General features: G+C 64.0%; 12 protein-coding genes. 8 read left to right on the top strand and 4 right to left on the bottom strand.

What is annotated here, in order from left to right; translation table 11 throughout:
- Positions 1–53: 53 nt before the first annotated feature.
- The 3 genes from nadC to CA260_RS15900 form a co-directional block, all read right to left on the bottom strand.
- Positions 54–908 carry a carboxylating nicotinate-nucleotide diphosphorylase gene (gene nadC, locus CA260_RS15910; protein ID WP_111984006.1) on the bottom strand — a complete coding sequence of 285 codons (855 nt, stop codon included), beginning with the start codon at positions 906–908 and terminating at the stop codon, positions 54–56.
- Complete coding sequence (locus CA260_RS15905; RefSeq protein WP_111984005.1) at positions 905–3,169, bottom strand: DUF1631 domain-containing protein; 2,265 nt, start codon at positions 3,167–3,169, stop codon at positions 905–907. Before CA260_RS15905 ends, nadC begins: the two co-directional genes overlap by 4 nt.
- A 161-nt stretch (positions 3,170–3,330) precedes the next feature.
- Entirely contained in the window at positions 3,331–3,603 is a 273-nt protein-coding gene (locus CA260_RS15900) for a Trm112 family protein (protein ID WP_111984004.1), read from the bottom strand.
- Between the two features lie 66 nt (positions 3,604–3,669).
- On the opposite strand from CA260_RS15900, the gene purE reads away from it, so the two are divergent.
- Both purE and CA260_RS15890 read left to right on the top strand, forming a co-directional pair.
- Positions 3,670–4,173: a 5-(carboxyamino)imidazole ribonucleotide mutase gene (purE, locus tag CA260_RS15895; RefSeq protein ID WP_111984003.1), complete on the top strand. Its 504-nt coding sequence runs from the start codon at positions 3,670–3,672 to the stop codon at positions 4,171–4,173.
- Positions 4,170–5,333, top strand: a complete 1,164-nt coding sequence (locus CA260_RS15890) for a 5-(carboxyamino)imidazole ribonucleotide synthase (protein WP_111984002.1) — start codon at positions 4,170–4,172, stop codon at positions 5,331–5,333. The genes purE and CA260_RS15890 overlap by 4 nt, the downstream gene beginning before the upstream one ends.
- A 194-nt stretch (positions 5,334–5,527) precedes the next feature.
- Here the strand turns inward: CA260_RS15890 and sodB are convergent, their stop codons facing one another.
- On the bottom strand, positions 5,528–6,106 hold the full coding sequence (sodB, locus tag CA260_RS15885) for a superoxide dismutase [Fe] (protein WP_111984001.1): 579 nt from the start codon (positions 6,104–6,106) through the stop codon (positions 5,528–5,530).
- 123 nt (positions 6,107–6,229) lie between these two features.
- Here sodB and grxD point away from each other — a divergent pair, with 123 nt between their 5' ends.
- The 6 genes from grxD to CA260_RS15855 all read left to right on the top strand — a co-directional run bounded on the left by grxD (position 6,230) and on the right by CA260_RS15855 (position 16,232).
- The gene (grxD, locus tag CA260_RS15880; protein WP_111984000.1) at positions 6,230–6,553 is read left to right on the top strand and encodes a Grx4 family monothiol glutaredoxin; all 324 of its coding nucleotides are present in this window, start codon (positions 6,230–6,232) and stop codon (positions 6,551–6,553) included.
- The gene (locus CA260_RS15875) at positions 6,553–7,323 is read left to right on the top strand and encodes an SDR family NAD(P)-dependent oxidoreductase (protein ID WP_111983999.1); all 771 of its coding nucleotides are present in this window, start codon (positions 6,553–6,555) and stop codon (positions 7,321–7,323) included. Before grxD ends, CA260_RS15875 begins: the two co-directional genes overlap by 1 nt.
- Before the next feature lie 33 nt (positions 7,324–7,356).
- Positions 7,357–7,956 (top strand): YhgN family NAAT transporter, encoded by a 600-nt coding sequence (locus tag CA260_RS15870; protein ID WP_111983998.1) that lies wholly within the window; start codon positions 7,357–7,359, stop codon positions 7,954–7,956.
- Between the two features lie 118 nt (positions 7,957–8,074).
- Positions 8,075–9,787, top strand: coding sequence for a GNAT family N-acyltransferase (locus tag CA260_RS15865; RefSeq protein ID WP_111983997.1), 1,713 nt, complete (start codon positions 8,075–8,077; stop codon positions 9,785–9,787).
- Positions 9,788–10,188: 401 nt separating this feature from the next.
- A complete protein-coding gene (locus tag CA260_RS15860) occupies positions 10,189–12,636 on the top strand; it encodes a TonB-dependent receptor (RefSeq protein WP_111984424.1) in 2,448 nt (815 codons plus the stop codon).
- Positions 12,637–12,965: 329 nt separating this feature from the next.
- A complete protein-coding gene (locus tag CA260_RS15855; protein WP_111983996.1) occupies positions 12,966–16,232 on the top strand; it encodes a TonB-dependent receptor in 3,267 nt (1,088 codons plus the stop codon).
- Positions 16,233–16,313: the final 81 nt, after the last annotated feature.

The raw sequence follows: 16,313 nt of genomic DNA, 5'->3' as shown, positions 1-16,313 counted from the left end.
GGTCCAGCACCGGCGATTCCAACGGCCTACGGAGCGGCAGTGGCCGCCCGTCGTCAGTCCAGCTTCAAGCGCAGTGACAGGTCGACGGCCCGCACGTGCTTGGTCAAGGCGCCGACCGAGATGTAGTCCACGCCGGTGCCGGCATAGTCGGCAATCGTGCTCAGGTCGACATTGCCGGAAATCTCCAGCTCCGCACGGCCTTTGGCAATAGCCACGGCCTCGCGCATCAGCGGCAAGGTGAAGTTGTCGAGCATGATGCGGTCGGCGCCAGCGTCCAGTGCCTGCTGCAGTTCTTCCAGGTTCTCGACCTCGATTTCCAGCAGCAGCTTTGGATGCAGGCGGCGGGCCGCTTCGGCCGCGGCGCGGATGCCACCGGCGGCGATGATGTGGTTTTCCTTCACCAGGATGGCGTCGTACAGGCCCACGCGATGGTTATGGCCGCCACCGCAGCGCACCGCATATTTCTGTGCCAGGCGAAGACCGGGCACGGTCTTGCGGGTGTCCAATACGCGCACGCCGGTACCGGCCACGGCGGCAACGTAGGCGGCGGTCGTGGTGGCGGTGCCCGAAAGCAGCTGCAGGAAGTTCAGCGCCGATCGTTCGGCGCTCACCATCGGGCGGGCGCGTCCGTGCAGTCGGCAAATCACCGAGCCGGCTTCGGCGCGATCGCCATCACTCAGCAGCCATTCGATCTGTATGCCGGGGTCCAGGCTGGCGAAGCAGGCATTGAACCAGTCGATGCCGGCGATGACGGCATGCTCGCGGCAGGTCAGGGTGGCGCTGGCCAAGGCCGAGGCGGGAAGGAGGTCGGCGGTGGCGTCGCCGGTGCCGATATCTTCGGCAAATGCGCGCTCGACGTCGGCCCGGATCAGGTCGGACGCCGGAGGAACAAGTCGTTGGGAAGTCATTCGGTTGCGGGGCTGGTCGCCGTGGCAGGCTGGCTGAGGCGACCGACGATGGCATCCAGCGCGCGGTCGAACAGGGCCGTGGAATCAAGCACGCGAGCCGAGCCGCGGGCGAGCGCCTCAGCCAGTTCGTGCGGGGCGTGGTCGGCGACCTTGAGGCCGCGGCGATTCACGAACAGGTAGCGCCCGCTCATCGGGCTGATCCAGGACAGCTTGGCGCGCTCGACCGTTTCCGGACCCGTGATGAACTCAAGCCAGATACCCGGCTTCAGCTCGGCCACGAGCTGCATTTCCGGCGTGTCGACCAGCGGCTCAGGCTCCGGTTCGGAGCGGGCGAGTTCCGCCTCGGCGATCGGCTGGATGCTCTCCGGGATCGGCAGGCTGCTGGGCTCGGCGACGGCCTGGATCTCCGCCTCCGGCACGGCTTCGCCGAGCTGGTGGCGGTAGTAGGTATGCAGCTGCGCCAGCAGGCGATCGATGTCGCTTTCCTGGAAAGCAACGTTGGCCAGGCCGCGGCGCAGCGCACGCTCGATGCCGGGCAACATCTGGCGCAGCGCGCGGCGCTCGTCCAGCGTGCGTGCGGGCTTGGTGCTGTCGATGAAGTCGTTGGCGAAGCGGAGCGCGTCGCGGAACTCGCTGGATTCCTCGCCCTGGCGCAGGATGGTCAGCACCAGGTAATTGGCCCATGCGCGCGAGAGCACGCCATGGATCAGCGGCGGCAGCGTATGGCCGTCTATACGGCTGAGGATTTCGCGTGCCGCGCGGCGGCGCGCCTGTTCCAGTTTTTCCCGTCCGCGGGTGGACTCGGCCACGCGCTGCTCGGCCAGTTCGGCACGGCGGCGGCTGATGTCCTGGAATTCCTGCAGTTCGACGCACAGGCGTTCGAAAATGCTGATGTCGTCGTCGAAGTCCTGCAGGAGGCGGTCGACGATGGACTTGATCTTGTCGTGCAGGCGGTGGTCGCGATCGGACTCGGCCGACCAACCCTTGGCGGCGTCGGCCAGGCTGTCGAGCAGGCGGCGTGCAGGATGCTGGCGGTGCGCGAACAGCTTGCGGTCGAGGATGGCGGCCTTGAGATATGGGATCTGCAGGCGAGCCAGCAGCACCTGCATCTCGGTGGGCAGGTTGCGGTCCTCGAGGATGAATTCGAACAGCATGCCGACGAGGTCGATGGTGTCCTCGTCGATGGTCGACACCTGGCTGGGCTTCTCGCCACGCAGCGAGCCGATCTGCGCCAGCAGGTGCTCCTTGAGCTGCTGCACTTCGCCGGCAAGCTCCAGCGCGTTGCCCGCGCCAAGGGGCAACGGCTGGTTGATGGCCGCCTGGCTCTGCAGCACGCTCAGTGCACCGATCAACTCATTGGCGCTGGGCAGCTGCACGGCGCCGGCCGGCATGCGCATGGCGGTGGCCGGTGCGCCGCGGCGGGCACTGAACAGCGTGTGCAGCGTCTGCAGCAGTTCGCTGGAGGCGCTGCCTTCGTCATCACCCAGGTAGGCGCCGCCTTCCTGGCCGCCATCGGCGGTGGCTGCGCCCGCACCGCGCCCGGTGGCGCCGCTGCGCGACACTTCGTGGCGCAACTGGGGCAGCACGCCGGCGCGAATCAGTTCGGCATTGATCTCCTGGTAGAGCTCGTCCAGCGATGCCAGCACATAGCGATCGAACAGCTTGTAGATGATGAGCTTGACGCGCATCTCCGCGTTGAGCTCGCGCATCGCCAGCCGGAACGCCTGCGAGAGCGATGCCGGACCGACCGGATTGCTGCCGTCTTCGATCTTGAGGCCGCCGTAGATGACCGACAGGCGCTGATTCACCGAGAACAGCTCGCGCGTCAGGCGCGTCTCGTTCTTGCCGATCATGCTGGTGATGGCCAACGATTCTTCCAGTTCGTTGTCCGCCACCAGCGAGAGTTCCGCGGTGCCGACGGGAAGCTGGATGCCGCTGCTCGGCGCAGTACGCTGGTTGGCAGCAAAATCGCTCAGTTCGCGCGATACATGGGCGAGAAAGGAGCGCTCGACGATGGGGCGGCGCTTGCGCACTTCACGCATGCCGTCGAAGTAGTGCATTTGCGCCGCGTTGTTCTCGGCCTTTTCGGCGAGGTCGAACAGGGCGTCATCGACATGCTCGAACATGCCGTTGATCAAGATCTGCAGGCGGCGGCCAGCGATGTCCCGGACGGTGTTCAAAAGGGCGCCTCCGCGCTCGCTGGACGGATCCAGGCGCTGGGTCAGGCTGACGATGTTGGAAGGTTCACTGGCGTCTTTCATCGCCACACCCCTGAAGTGATGCCGACGTGCGTGCGGCCCGTTCCGACAATACGCATGCCTACAATACGTGAAAGCCGGCCGCGCTGTCATGGGGCGCTTCGATATATGTCGACGCGTTCACAGCACGACGCAGGGCCCTGCGGTTGACAGGTCCCCGTAGGTCAGGCGGCGGCCGGGAAATCCCGCAACTGGAGGGTGCCGATGCCCTCTTCGGGCAGCATGACGGGGATGCCGTCGTCCACCCGGTAGATCACTTTGCGATCGGTGGTGATGAGGCCCTCGGACAGTGCCGTTTGCACCGCCGCGCCGGCGACGTTCTGGACCCCGCCAGCGGCAATGGCGGCGTTGAGTGCCTCCAGCTCGCTGCGGCTGAGAGGGCGGACCGGGACCTTGCTGACCGGGCAGCACAGGATATCGAGCAGGCGTTTATCCATGGATAAGCGGGTTCGTACCGAAACGCGGAAAGTCCGTACAATAACCCCTTTTGGATGGCTTGGGTCATGACCTCGACTTCCCTCCCGCCGCGCGTGGGTGTTGTGATGGGCTCCCGCTCGGACTGGGAAACCATGGAGCATGCGGCCAACGTGTTGGCCGAGCTGGGCGTTGCGCACGAGGTGCGCGTGGTATCCGCACATCGCACCCCGGACCTGTTGTTCCAGTACGCGGAAGAGGCCGTCGAGCGCGGTATCCAGGTCATCATTGCCGGCGCCGGCGGCGCGGCCCACCTGCCGGGCATGCTGGCGGCCAAGACCCGCTTGCCCGTGCTCGGCGTCCCGGTGCAGTCGAAGGCGCTCAATGGCATGGATTCGCTGCTCTCGATCGCGCAGATGCCTGCCGGCATTCCGGTCGGCACGCTGGCCATCGGTCGCGCTGGTGCAGTGAACGCGGGTCTGTTGGCCGCTTCGGTGCTTGCGTTGCACGATGCTTCGCTGGCCAAGGCGGTCGAGGCCTATCGCACGCGCCAGACGCAGAGCGTGCTCGACCATCCGGATCCCCGCACGTGAGCACGCGTCGCCAGCTCGTCCTCGGCATCCTCGGCGGTGGCCAGCTCGCCCGCATGCTGGCTCTTGCGGCTGCTCCGCTCGGCGTGAAGAGCCTGGTGGTCGACAGTGCGGCCGATGCCTGTGCCGGCCAGGTGGCTCCCCTGGTGGTGGCCGACTGGACCGATTACGACGCGCTCGAGCACTTCGCCCGCCAAGTCGATGTGGTCACCTTCGATTTCGAGAACGTGCCGGCGGAAACCGCGCACTGGCTTGCCGAGCGGGTAGCGGTGTTCCCGGCGCCTCGGGCGTTGGCCGTGGCGCAGGATCGTCTGGCGGAAAAGACGCTGTTCCGCGAATGCGGTTTGCAGACGCCCGACTTCAAGGCCATCGATACCCGCCAGGACCTCGACCTTGCATTGGCCGCGATCGGTGCACCGGCCATCCTCAAGACCCGCCGGCTGGGCTACGACGGCAAGGGTCAGTTCCGCATCAAGTCGCTGGCCGATGCCGATGCCGCCTGGGCCGCGCTGGGTGCACAGGCCGAGGCGCATGGGCTGATCCTGGAAGCCTTCGTGCCGTTCGATCGCGAGCTGTCGGTGATTGCCGTGCGTTCCCGCGATGGCGAATTCCGCACCTGGCCGCTCACCCAGAACTGGCATACCGATGGCGTGCTATCCCTGAGCCTGGCGCCAGCGCCGGACATCGCCGGCTTGCAGGAACGCGCCACGGGTCTGGCCCGGACGTTGGCGGAGAAGCTCGACTACGTGGGCGTGTTCGCGCTCGAACTGTTCGTCAAGAACGGCGAACTGCTGGGCAACGAGATGGCGCCGCGCGTGCACAACTCCGGCCACTGGACCATCGAAGGCGCGCTCACCAGCCAGTTCGAAAACCATGTGCGTGCGGTGCTGGGCATGCCGCTGGGTGATACCTCCGCGCGCGGGTTGTCGGCCATGTTCAACTGGATCGGCGAATTGCCGGACGCCGCGCCCGTGCTGGAAGCCGTCGACGCCCACTGGCATGACTACGGCAAGCAGCCGCGGGTTGGGCGCAAGGTGGGGCACGCCACGGTGTGTGCGCCTGACGCCGATCAACTGATTGAACGTCTGAGTGGCGTTGCGCGTGCGCTCGGACGCGATCAACAGGCTTATCCGGCGGTGGGCAAGCTGATGGAGAAGCAGTAAGCCAGGACGAAACCTGCCCTGTAGGAGCGCACCCAGTGCGCGATCCAAAGCGGCGGTGTATCCGCGATACCGGTTTTCGCGATGCGATGGTCATCGCTTCGTCGTTATCGCGCACTGGGTGCGCTCCTACAAAAGCATGGTTTGCACAAAAAACGGGGCCTATTGGCCCCGTTTTTTTGTGCCTTGCCCGGATATCAGGCCAGGTTCTTGGCCGCGAAGTCCCAGTTCACCAGGTTCCAGAACGCCTCGATGTACTTCGGACGGGCGTTGCGGTAATCGATGTAGTACGCGTGTTCCCACACGTCGCAGGTAAACAGCGGCTTGTCGCTGCCGGTGATCGGCGTGGCGGCATTGGAGGTGTTCACGATGCCCAGCGAACCGTCCGGGCGCTGCACCAGCCAGGTCCAGCCGGAACCGAAGTTGCCCACGGCCGACTTGGTGAATTCTTCCTTGAACTTCTCGACCGAACCGAAGGCCTTGGTGATGGCATCGGCCAGCTTGCCGGTCGGCTCCTTGCCGCCGTTCGGGCTGAGCGAGTTCCAGTAGAAGGTATGGTTCCAGACCTGGGCGGCATTGTTGAACACGCCGCCGGAGGACTTCTTGATGATGTCCTCGAGCGCGGCGTTCTCGAACTCGGTGCCCTTGATGAGGTTATTGAGGTTGGTCACATAGGCCTGGTGATGCTTGCCGTAGTGATACTCGAGGGTTTCCGCGGAGATGTGCGGCTCGAGCGCGTTCTTTTCATAGGGCAGGGGAGGGAGTTCGATCGCCATGTTGTGGCTCCTGGGCGTTGGCTGAGGATAAGGAGTCGGGCCGGGACAGCCATGGGCCGGCTGCGGGCATACGACTGATACACTACCGATCCGCGTGCATTGTAATGATGAATGACCTGACTTATGGACGTTAATGAGCGAATCAAGGCTGTGCTCGCCGAGCACGCCATCGTGCTCTTCATGAAGGGCACGCCGCAGTTCCCCATGTGCGGCTTTTCCAGTCGTGCCGCGCAGGCACTGACGGAGGCTGGCGCGCAGTTCCATGCGGTGAACGTGCTGGCCGACCCGGAGGTGCGTGCAGCGCTGCCGCACTACGCCAACTGGCCGACGTTTCCCCAGCTGTTCATCCAGGGCGAACTGATCGGCGGCTGCGACATCGTGGAAGACCTCAAGGCCTCGGGCGAACTCGCGCGCATGGCTGCGGACGTGGAAGGGGCCGATTCCTGATGACGCTTCCCCTTGTTCGTCTGCCGCAGGACTGGACGCCGCCTGCCGGCTCGCTCACCGACCGCGTGGTGCTGGTGACCGGCGCCTACGGTGGGCTGGGTGCCGCAGTGGCGCGCGCCGCCGCACGCGCCGGTGCCACCGTGGTCATCACCGGTCGACGCAAACGCCAGCTCGAGCAGCTTTACGACGGCATGGTGAGCGAAGGCTTGCCGGAGCCCGTGATCCATCCGCTGGACATGGAAGCCGCGACGCCGCGCGACTACGAGGCACTGGCCGATGGCCTCGAACGCGACTTCGGCCGCCTCGACGGCATCGTGCACGCCGCCGCGAGTTTCAATGGGCTCACGCCGCTTTCCGTGCACAAGCCTGACGACTGGCTGCGCGCGCTGCACGTCAACGTGTCCGCACCGTTCGCGCTCACCCAGGCATGCATGCCGCTGCTGGCGCGTGCGCCGGACAGTGCCGCCGTCTTCGTGCTTGATGATCCCGAGCTCATGCAGCGAGCGCACTGGGGCGGTTACGCTGTCTCCAAGGCGGCGCTCGAGCGCTTCGTCGAGATCCTTCACCAGGAGACCGAGAAGACGCCCTTGCGCGCGCATGCGTTGTTGCCCGCACCCATGCGCACCACCTTGCGCCGGGCGGCCTATTTCGGCGAGGACACCACCATCCACCCGGTGCCTGACGCCACCGCTGAGGCAGTGATCTATCTGCTGGGTGGGCAGGGTGCGGCGGCGCGTGGCGCCACGCTCGACCTGCGGGTATCCGCATGACCGTGTCGGAGCAGTGCTGACATGGAAACGCAGATGACCACGTTGTCGGCGGCGATCCTGTTGTTCCTCATCATGGATCCGCTGGGCAACATCCCGATTTTCCTGACCTTGCTAAAGGATGTCGCGCCCAGGCGGCGTCGTTACGTGATGGTGCGCGAGCTGCTGATTGCGCTCGCCGTGCTGCTCGGTTTCCTCATGGGCGGGCAGCTGATCCTCAAGCTGCTGCAGCTGAGGCAGGAGTCGATCAGCATTGCCGGCGGCATCGTGTTGTTCCTCATCGGTATCCGCATGGTGTTCCCGCCGGCGGATGGTGGCGGCATCTTCGGCAAGCAGGGCGAAGGCGAGCCGTTCATCGTGCCGATGGCGATTCCTGGCGTGGCCGGCCCATCCGCGATGGCGGCGTTGCTGTTGCTGACCAACACTCAGCCCGGACGTACGGCGGACTGGGCCATTGCCCTGCTCGGCGCGTGGTTGGCCACGTCGGTGATCCTGTTGTGCTCCACGTACCTGTTCCGTTGGCTCGGCGAAAGCGTTCTCACCGCGTTGGAGCGCGTGATGGGCATGTTGCTTATCGCGCTGTCAGTGCAGATGTTCCTCGGTGGCGTGGCGGCCTATCTGCATCTGGCTATCTGATGCATCCGGCTGTTTGAATTGCGGCAAGTTGTCGTCGTCGCCATCTTCTGATCCTTTTCGCATAACCTTGCTGTCATAATCCGCTACCAGCATTTGGGGTAATTCCCAGGAGGCGGTCATGCTCAGCGTTGAACAGACCCTCACCGAACGTCTGCCATGGTTGGCGCAGCATCCCCTGATCCGGCGGCAGGTAGCCGGCATGCTGGGCCGCCTGGCTGACCAGGACGGCTTCAACCGTACGTTGAATGCGATCGGCGAGGCCGAAGGCTTCGACTTCGTCGAGCGCACGCTCGACCTGCTCGGCGTCAGCTACTACGCCAATCCCCGGGAGCGCGAGAACATTCCGGTGGAAGGCGGCGTGCTGATCGTCGCCAATCATCCGCTCGGCATGGTCGATGCGCTCGCGCTGGCGCAGCTGGTCGGTTCGGTGCGCAGCGATGTACGCATCCTCGCCAACGATTGGCTGATGGCCATTCCCCAGTTGCACAAGTTGCTGCTCCCGGTCGATGTGTTCGGCAAGGGCGCTGCTTCGCGCATGCGCGACATCTACCGCGCGCTGGACAACGGCGAGGCGCTGATCGTGTTTCCCGCGGGCGAAGTGTCGCGCATGCGACCCGATGGCGTGCGCGATGGCCGCTGGTCCGATGGCTTCGCACGACTTTCGCAGCGCGCTCGTACGCCGGTGTTGCCGATCCATGTGGCCGCACGCAACTCGGCGATGTTCTACGGTCTCTCGATGCTGGCCAAGCCGCTCAGCACGGCGATGCTGCCGCGTGAGGCGATCTCTCCGGTGAGCCGCCGCATCGGCTTCAGCATCGGCGCGTTGGTGGGCGCGGAGGAACTGGAGCAGCGTGCAGGCGGTTCCACCCAGCGCGCCGCCAAGCTCATGCGACGTCACGTCTATCGCGTGGGGCGGCATCGCGGCTTGATCTTCGGCGGCCAGGCGCCGCTTGCCCATCCGGAACCGACCGAGCGAGTGGCTGCCGAGTTGCAGTCGCAGGCCGAGAAGCTGGCGGATCTGAACGACGGCAAGCAGGTGTACCTGTTCAAGGGGGCGTCTGACAGCGTGGTGCTGCGCGAAATCGGGCGACTGCGCGAGCTCACCTTCCGCAAGGTGGGCGAGGGTACGGGTGCACGGCGCGATCTCGATGTGTACGACCCTCACTATGAGCACCTGGTGCTGTGGGATGCGAAGGCCTTGCGCATCGTCGGCTCCTACCGTTTCGGCCATGGCGGCCGCCTGATTGGCGAGCGCGGCATGTCCAGCCTGTACACGTCCAGCCTCTTCAACTATTCGCCCGCGCTGGAATCGCGGCTGTCGCAGGGCCTGGAGCTGGGACGCAGCTTCATCGCGCCGGCCTACTGGCGATCCCGTGCGCTCGACCAGCTTTGGCAGGGCATTGGGCTGTACCTGCAGCGTCATCCAGAACTGCGCTACCTGTTTGGCCCGGTGAGCATGTCGGTGAGCATTCCGCGCGAGGCGCGCGAATGGATTGCCGCTGCCCATCAGCATTATTTCGGTGCGCCCGGCCTCGCCTCGGCGCGTCAGCCCTTCGTGGTCTCCAAGGATGTCATCGAGCTCGTGCGAACGGCGCTTGAGGGCCTCGACCCCGCCGCCGGGCTGGGCAAGCTCAAGCATCATCTGGACGCGCTGGGTGTCAGCCTGCCGGTGCTCTATCGCCAGTACGTGGATCTGGTTGAGCCCGAAGGCGTGCAGTTCCTCGACTTCGGTGAGGACCCGGGCTTCTCCGGCTGCGTCGATGGCCTCGTCATGCTGGACCTGGCGAACCTCAAGCCGGCCAAGCGGGCCCGCTATCTCGGCAAGCCATAAGGCCCATGCGGTGGCCGCGCCTGCGGGTGCGGCCCTTGAGCGATCCGCGAGTTGTTTCGGCGTCACCGTGATCGCACAGTAAATTTCCTGTAAAATACTTATGCGAGGCTTACAAAAGCCGGCTTAGCGCAAGGGGGTGTTTCGCGCAGGCCGGTGGCGTTCAACTGATTTCGTAATTTTCTGCCCGATTTTCCGATCGGGCTTTTTTTACGCCCGGAGAAAACGTTTAAAATTACGTTAAATGGCATGAAATTGCGATATTTTACAAGGTATTGCGTCATTTCTTTCGGTCATTCGAAAGATATTTCATCCGGGTGGTAACCCCCAATCCCCACCACCGTCTGCCGCTGCCTTCGGGCGACGGCATACCCAAAACATTGCTACCTCTGGAAGAGACGATGATGAAACGAAACCACCTTTCCATGGCGATCGCCGTCGTGTTCTGCATGGCCGCCGGCACTGCCGTGGCGCAGGATGCGGCGAGCCAGTCCCAACCGGCCGCGAACAAGGACACGACGCAGCAGCGCACCAGCGTGTCGAGCACCTCCAACACCACCACCTCCAACGACACCAAGCGCGTGCAGGAGTTGAACACGGTGACGGTGCAGGCGCAGAGCCTGTCGCTCGGCGGCGGCCTGATGTCGGTGCAGACGGCGCCGAAGGCGGTTTCGACGATCAGCCGCGACGCCATCGTGAAGGCGCCGCCGGGCAGCAACTTCACCCAGATGGTCAGCAGCATCCCGGGCGTGAATGCCTCCACGGACGACGTGACCGGCCTGTCGGACGGCAACTATTCGATCCGCGGCTTCAACTCCAGCGAAATCGGCGTGACCGTGAACGGCGCTCCGATTACCGATACCGGCAGCTACGCGGTGTACGCCACCGAGTACGGCGACTCCGAGAACTACGGCGACATCACGGTGCTGCAGGGCATCCCCGATGTCGACATGCCGGACTCCGGTGCGGCCGGCGGCCACATCGCCTGGGCGACCATCGATCCTTCCCACAAGGCGGGCGTGGACATCACGCAGTCGCTGGGCTCGCATGATTACCGCCGCACCTTCGTGCGCCTCAACACCGGCGACACCGGGCCGGTGCGTTCGTGGTTGTCGTACTCCGACAACTCCGTCGACAAGTGGCGCGGTGCTGGCGACCTCAACGTGACCAAGGTCGAAGGCAAGTCGCTGTGGACCATCGACAGCAACAACTCGATCAGCGCCTCGCTGCAGTACAACCGCGAAGTGCGCAACGGCTACTACGGCCTGAGCAAGTCGGACCTGGCCAAGCACGGCTACTTCTACGACTACGACACGACCTACACGCCCGGTGACAGCCAGTACTACCAGCTGCACAACAACCCGTTCCGCAACTATATGTTCAGCCTGGACGGCGAGTTCAAGCTCACCGATTCGCTGCGCCTGTCGGTGGTGCCGTACTTCCAGTACGGCGATGGCGGCGGCGGCACCGGCAACTCGTTCTTCGCCGAGACCACCAACTCGACGCAGAACCTGTACGAGTCGGCTCACCAGGACCTGAACCAGGACGGCGCGATCGTCACCGGCCCGAACGGCAAGAAGGCGCTGGTGTACGGCTTCAGCAGCAGCACCACGTATCGCCCGGGCGTGATCGCCAAGTTCAACCAGGACCTGAGCATGGACAACTCGCTCGAATACGGTTTCTGGTACGAGCGCGCTCGCCAGCAGCAGAACGACAAGTTCAGCATGGCCAGCTGGGCGACCGGCGTGCCGAACGATATCTGGGGCAGCTCCAACTACGTGCTGTATCCGGATGGCCAGGTGCAGAACGCCTATGAGGAATACACCGTCACCGAAGTCAAGAAGGGCTTCATCACCGACACATGGACGCCGAACGACCAGTGGCTGCTCACGGCCGGACTGGCTTACCTGCACGTGGACCGTTCGGGCTTCGCGTTCGAGAACCCGGGTTCGACGGGCGGCTTCGCCAAGGGCTTCGGTAACGACGACCTCAACGGTACGTACCATAAGTTCACCCCGGCGGTGGGCGTGAAGTTCTCGCCCAACGAGAACAGCCAGATCTATTACGGCATCGGTGAAACCTACCGCGCGCCGCCGAATGGCGCCGTGTTCCTCAACCAGATCACCGGCACCGCGGCCAACAAGCCGGAGTCGGCCTGGAACAACGACCTGGGCTACCGCTACTACAACGATCGTTTCTCGACGAACGTGATGCTGTATCACAGCAACTTCAACAACAAGACCATCTCGGCGAAGGACCAGGTGACGGGCGAGCCGGTGTACACGCAGATCGCCCGCGTGAAGCAGCAGGGCTTCGCTGCCGAAGCCAGCTTCAACATCACCGAGGCCTGGAAGGTCTACGGCCAGTACACCTACACCGACGCCACGGTGGAGAGCGACCTGAATGCTGGCAAGAACAAGGCGGGCATGTACGTGTACTACCCGACCGACGGCAAGCAGCTGTTCAACACGCCGCGCAACATTGCCTACCTGCAGCTGAGCTACGACCACGGTCCGCTGTGGGCGAGCATCTACGGCAACTACCACAGCTCCATGTATGGCGACTTCATGAACACGGAACGCGTCGGTGGTTATACGACCTTCGGCTTCAATGCCGGTTACCGCTTCAGCGACTTCGCCAGCTGGTTCCGCCAGCCGTACATCAAGCTCAACGTGTCGAACATCGGCGATCGCCACGCCCTCACGAGCGCCAACAACGCCTCGGCGTTCCTGGCCAACAACAGTGCGGGCTACCTCGGTCCGGACGGCAAGCCGCTGGCGACGGCGTCTCCGTACTACTCGTTGCTGGAACCGCGCACCTTCATGGTGACGGTGGGCGCCTCGTTCTTCTGATACGGGCCACCATCGGGAAAGCTGAGACCGGCGCCGAAAGGCGCCGGTTTTTTTTTTGCATCAAAGCGGCAGGACCAGCGGCACTAACTTACGGATTTCGTAGGGATAGCGCGCAAGGTTTGTGAGAAATACGTCAAAAAGTTACGAATTTGTAATATTATGCGCCTACATTCGTCGTGATGAGTCCAGGCCGGCGGCTTCGAGCAAGCTCCCCGGGACGCATCAAATAATTCAGGGAATCAGTCACTTAAGACGGTGGCGGAGGGGCATGGGACTCCTCTGTGCTGGTCCCATGCCTTTTTTGCGAATCTCTTAGGGGTCGAATCTCGATGAACAACGCATTGCGCAGCAAACTCTTGCCGGTAGCGATCGCCACGCTGCTGGCCACGGCGCCGGTGATGGCGCAGGACACCTCCTCCTCGATCAGCGGCCGCGTCGTCGACGCCAATGGCCAGCCGGTCGCTGGCGCCACCGTCCAGATCGTGCACGCGCCGTCGGGCACCACCAAGTCGACCACCACCGACGCCAGCGGCCGTTACTCGGCCCAGGGCCTGCGCGTGGGCGGTCCGTTCGACGTGAAGGTGTCCAAGGACGGGACGCAGTCCGAGCAGGACAACGTCTACCTGCAGCTGGCGACCGATACCGCGGTCAACGTGACCATGGGTGCGGCCCAGCAGGCGGCCACCAACCTGGGCGCCGTGACCGTCACCGGCCTGGTGGCTGCGCAGACGTTCAATGCCGACAACAAGGGCCTGTCGACCAACGTGTCGGGCCGTGACCTGAAGATGGTCCCGTCGCCGGGCCGCTCGATCCAGGACATCGCTCGCCTCGATCCCCGCATCGCCGTCACCGACCGCGGCGACGGCTCCATGTCCGCCATGGGCATGAACAGCCGCTACAACAAGATCACCGTCGACGGCATCGGCGCGGGCGATCCGTTCGGCCTGAACTCCAACGGCATGCCGTACCTCGGCTCGCCGGTCTCGGTGGACACCATCGCCGAGTACAACCTATCGACGGCCAACTTCGACACGACGTCGGACACCGTGGGCGCGGACATCAATGCCGTGACCAAGAGCGGTACCAACGAATTCCACGGTTCGGCGTACTACGCCTACCGCAACGCCGACAGCATGGTGGGCAACGCTGGCTGGATTAAGAGCGGCGACCGCAGCTACCAGGGCTATGACCGCGACTGGACCGGCGGCGTGACGCTCGGCGGCCCGATCATCAAGGACAAGCTGTTCTTCTTCGCCAGCTACGAGAAGCAGAAGACGGTCGGCCTGGGCAACGACTCGGCCAACGGCCTCGACTCGTCGCTGACCGGCGCCTCCACCAGCAACAAGGTGTCGCCGAGCGACCTGCAGCGCATCATCAATGCGGCGAACGCACTGGGCCTGCATCCGGGCGACTTCAGCAGCGGCGGTGTCGATCTCAACAGCAAGCGCTCGCTGGTGAAGCTGGACTGGAACATTACCGACAACCATCGCGCGAGCCTGGCCTTCCAGCGCACGAAGGAAGTGCAGCCGGTCATCCAGGGCAACAGCAACAACGCCATCGGCCTGACCAGCTACTGGTACACGAAGAACAGCGACACCAAGAACTATTCGCTGCAGTTCTTCGATGACTGGAACGACGTGCTCTCGACCGAGACCAAGATCGGTTACAAGGACTTCAGCCAGGTCCGTACCGTGCCGTGGCAGCAGCCGCAGGTCTTCATCAACCTCGGCAAGGACAACAACGGCAAGCTCAATGGCGCGTCGCCGTATGTCGACCTGGGCGAAGACCAGTACAGCGACTACAACCAGATCGCCACCAAGACCTGGAGCCTGTTCAGCGCGGCCACCCTGTACCTGGGCGACCACACGGTGAAGGGCGGTATCGACTTCCAGCAGGACAAGATCTACAACCTGTTCGGTCGCACGCAGTTTGGTGCCTACACGTTCTGGGGCATCGACAACTTCGAGAAGGGCATCTACAACCAGTTCGACCTGTACCAGCCGGCCAAGGGCTATTCGCTGGATGACGTGGCGGGCAAGTGGACCCTGCGCCGCCACAGCTTCTTCCTGCAGGACAACTGGCAGGTCACCGATCGCCTGTCGCTGCTGTACGGCTTCCGCGTGAACCGTTACTCGACGGACGACAAGCCGGTCTACAATCCGACCTTCGAGAAGACCTTCGGCTTCCGCAACGACCAGACCATCAACGGTTCCACCATGGTCGAGCCGCGCGTGTCGTTCAACTACGCCTTCAACACCGAGCTGCAGACGCAGCTGCGTGGTGGCGTGGGCCTGTTCCAGTCGAGCCCGCCGACCGTGTGGATGACCAACCCGTACCAGAACAACGGTATGACGGTGGCCACCTATTCGATCCGCAACAGCGGCAACCTGCCGGTGGGCCCGGGCACGATCTATCCGGGATTCAGCCCGGATCCGTTCAACCAGAACGTGCCGCCGCCGTCGAACACCCAGATGGCCGTGGATACGGTCGCGCCGAACTTCAAGCTGCCGTCCGTGTGGAAGGCCAGCCTGGCCCTCGACCGCGAACTGCCGTGGATGGGCCTGATCGCCAGCGCCGAGTACGAGCACATCAAGGTTCGCGATGCCATTTGGTACAAGAACCTCAACATCGGTGCGCCGACCGGCGTGCTGCCGGATGGTCGCTTCACGTACTACAAGAACATCTACGGCGGCCCGACGGGTAATACCAACCGCGCCAACGCCAACAGCAAGTTCTCGGTGAACACCACCGAGCTGGACAACACCGGCAAGGGCTACTCCGACGCGCTGACCCTGTCGCTGAAGAAGCCGTTCGCCGATGAGTGGTCGGCGAGCCTGGGCGTGACCTTCGCCAACGCGAAGGAAGTGAACCCGGGTACCTCCAGCCAGGCGACGTCCAACTACAGCAACAACGTCTGGGTGAACCCGAACGAAGACGTGGCCAGCACCGCCAACTACGCAGTGAAGCAGCGCGTGACGGCATCGGTGGCCTGGTCGCATGCCTTCTTCGGCAACTACGCCACGACCATCAGCGCGTTCTACAACGGCCAGACCGGCCAGCCGTACAGCTGGGTGTTCTCCAACGACGCCAATGGCGACAGCTACAGCCGCGACCTGGCGTTTATCCCGAAGCAGGGTGATGTGCTGTTCCAGAAGGGTACGTCGCAGGCGGCGATCGACCAGTTCTACGCCTTCATCAAGCAGGACAGCTACCTGAAGGATCACCAGGGCCAGATCGCCGGTCGCAACGGTACTCGCGCAGCCTGGACGAACCAGCTCGACATGAGCTTCAGCCAGGAAGTGCCCGGCCTGTTCAAGGGCAACAAGGGCGAGATCCGTCTCGACGTGTACAACTTCCTGAACCTGCTCAACAACGATTGGGGCCAGCAGTCGTACGTGCCGTTCCCGTACACCCGCAACCTTGCCGGCTTTGCGGGCGTGGACCAGGCGACGGGCAAGTACATCTACACCCTGCCGACGGATGCCAATGGCAACTACCAGCCGGGCACCAAGGTGGTGTACGACGCCGGTCGCGACATCAAGACCAACGTGGTTTCGCGCTGGTCGGCGATGCTGACCCTGCGTTACACGTTCTGACGCAAGTCCTTGCTGTAGCAGTACCAAGAGCCGGCACCCGCAAGGGTGCCGGCTTTTTTGTGGGGCGGATAAAAGCCGGCC

The organism is Dyella jiangningensis (genome assembly GCF_003264855.1).
Taxonomy (GTDB): domain Bacteria; phylum Pseudomonadota; class Gammaproteobacteria; order Xanthomonadales; family Rhodanobacteraceae; genus Dyella; species Dyella jiangningensis_C.
The sequence above is the reverse complement of the archived record's forward strand: the minus strand, read 5'-3'. Positions and strand labels throughout refer to the sequence as shown.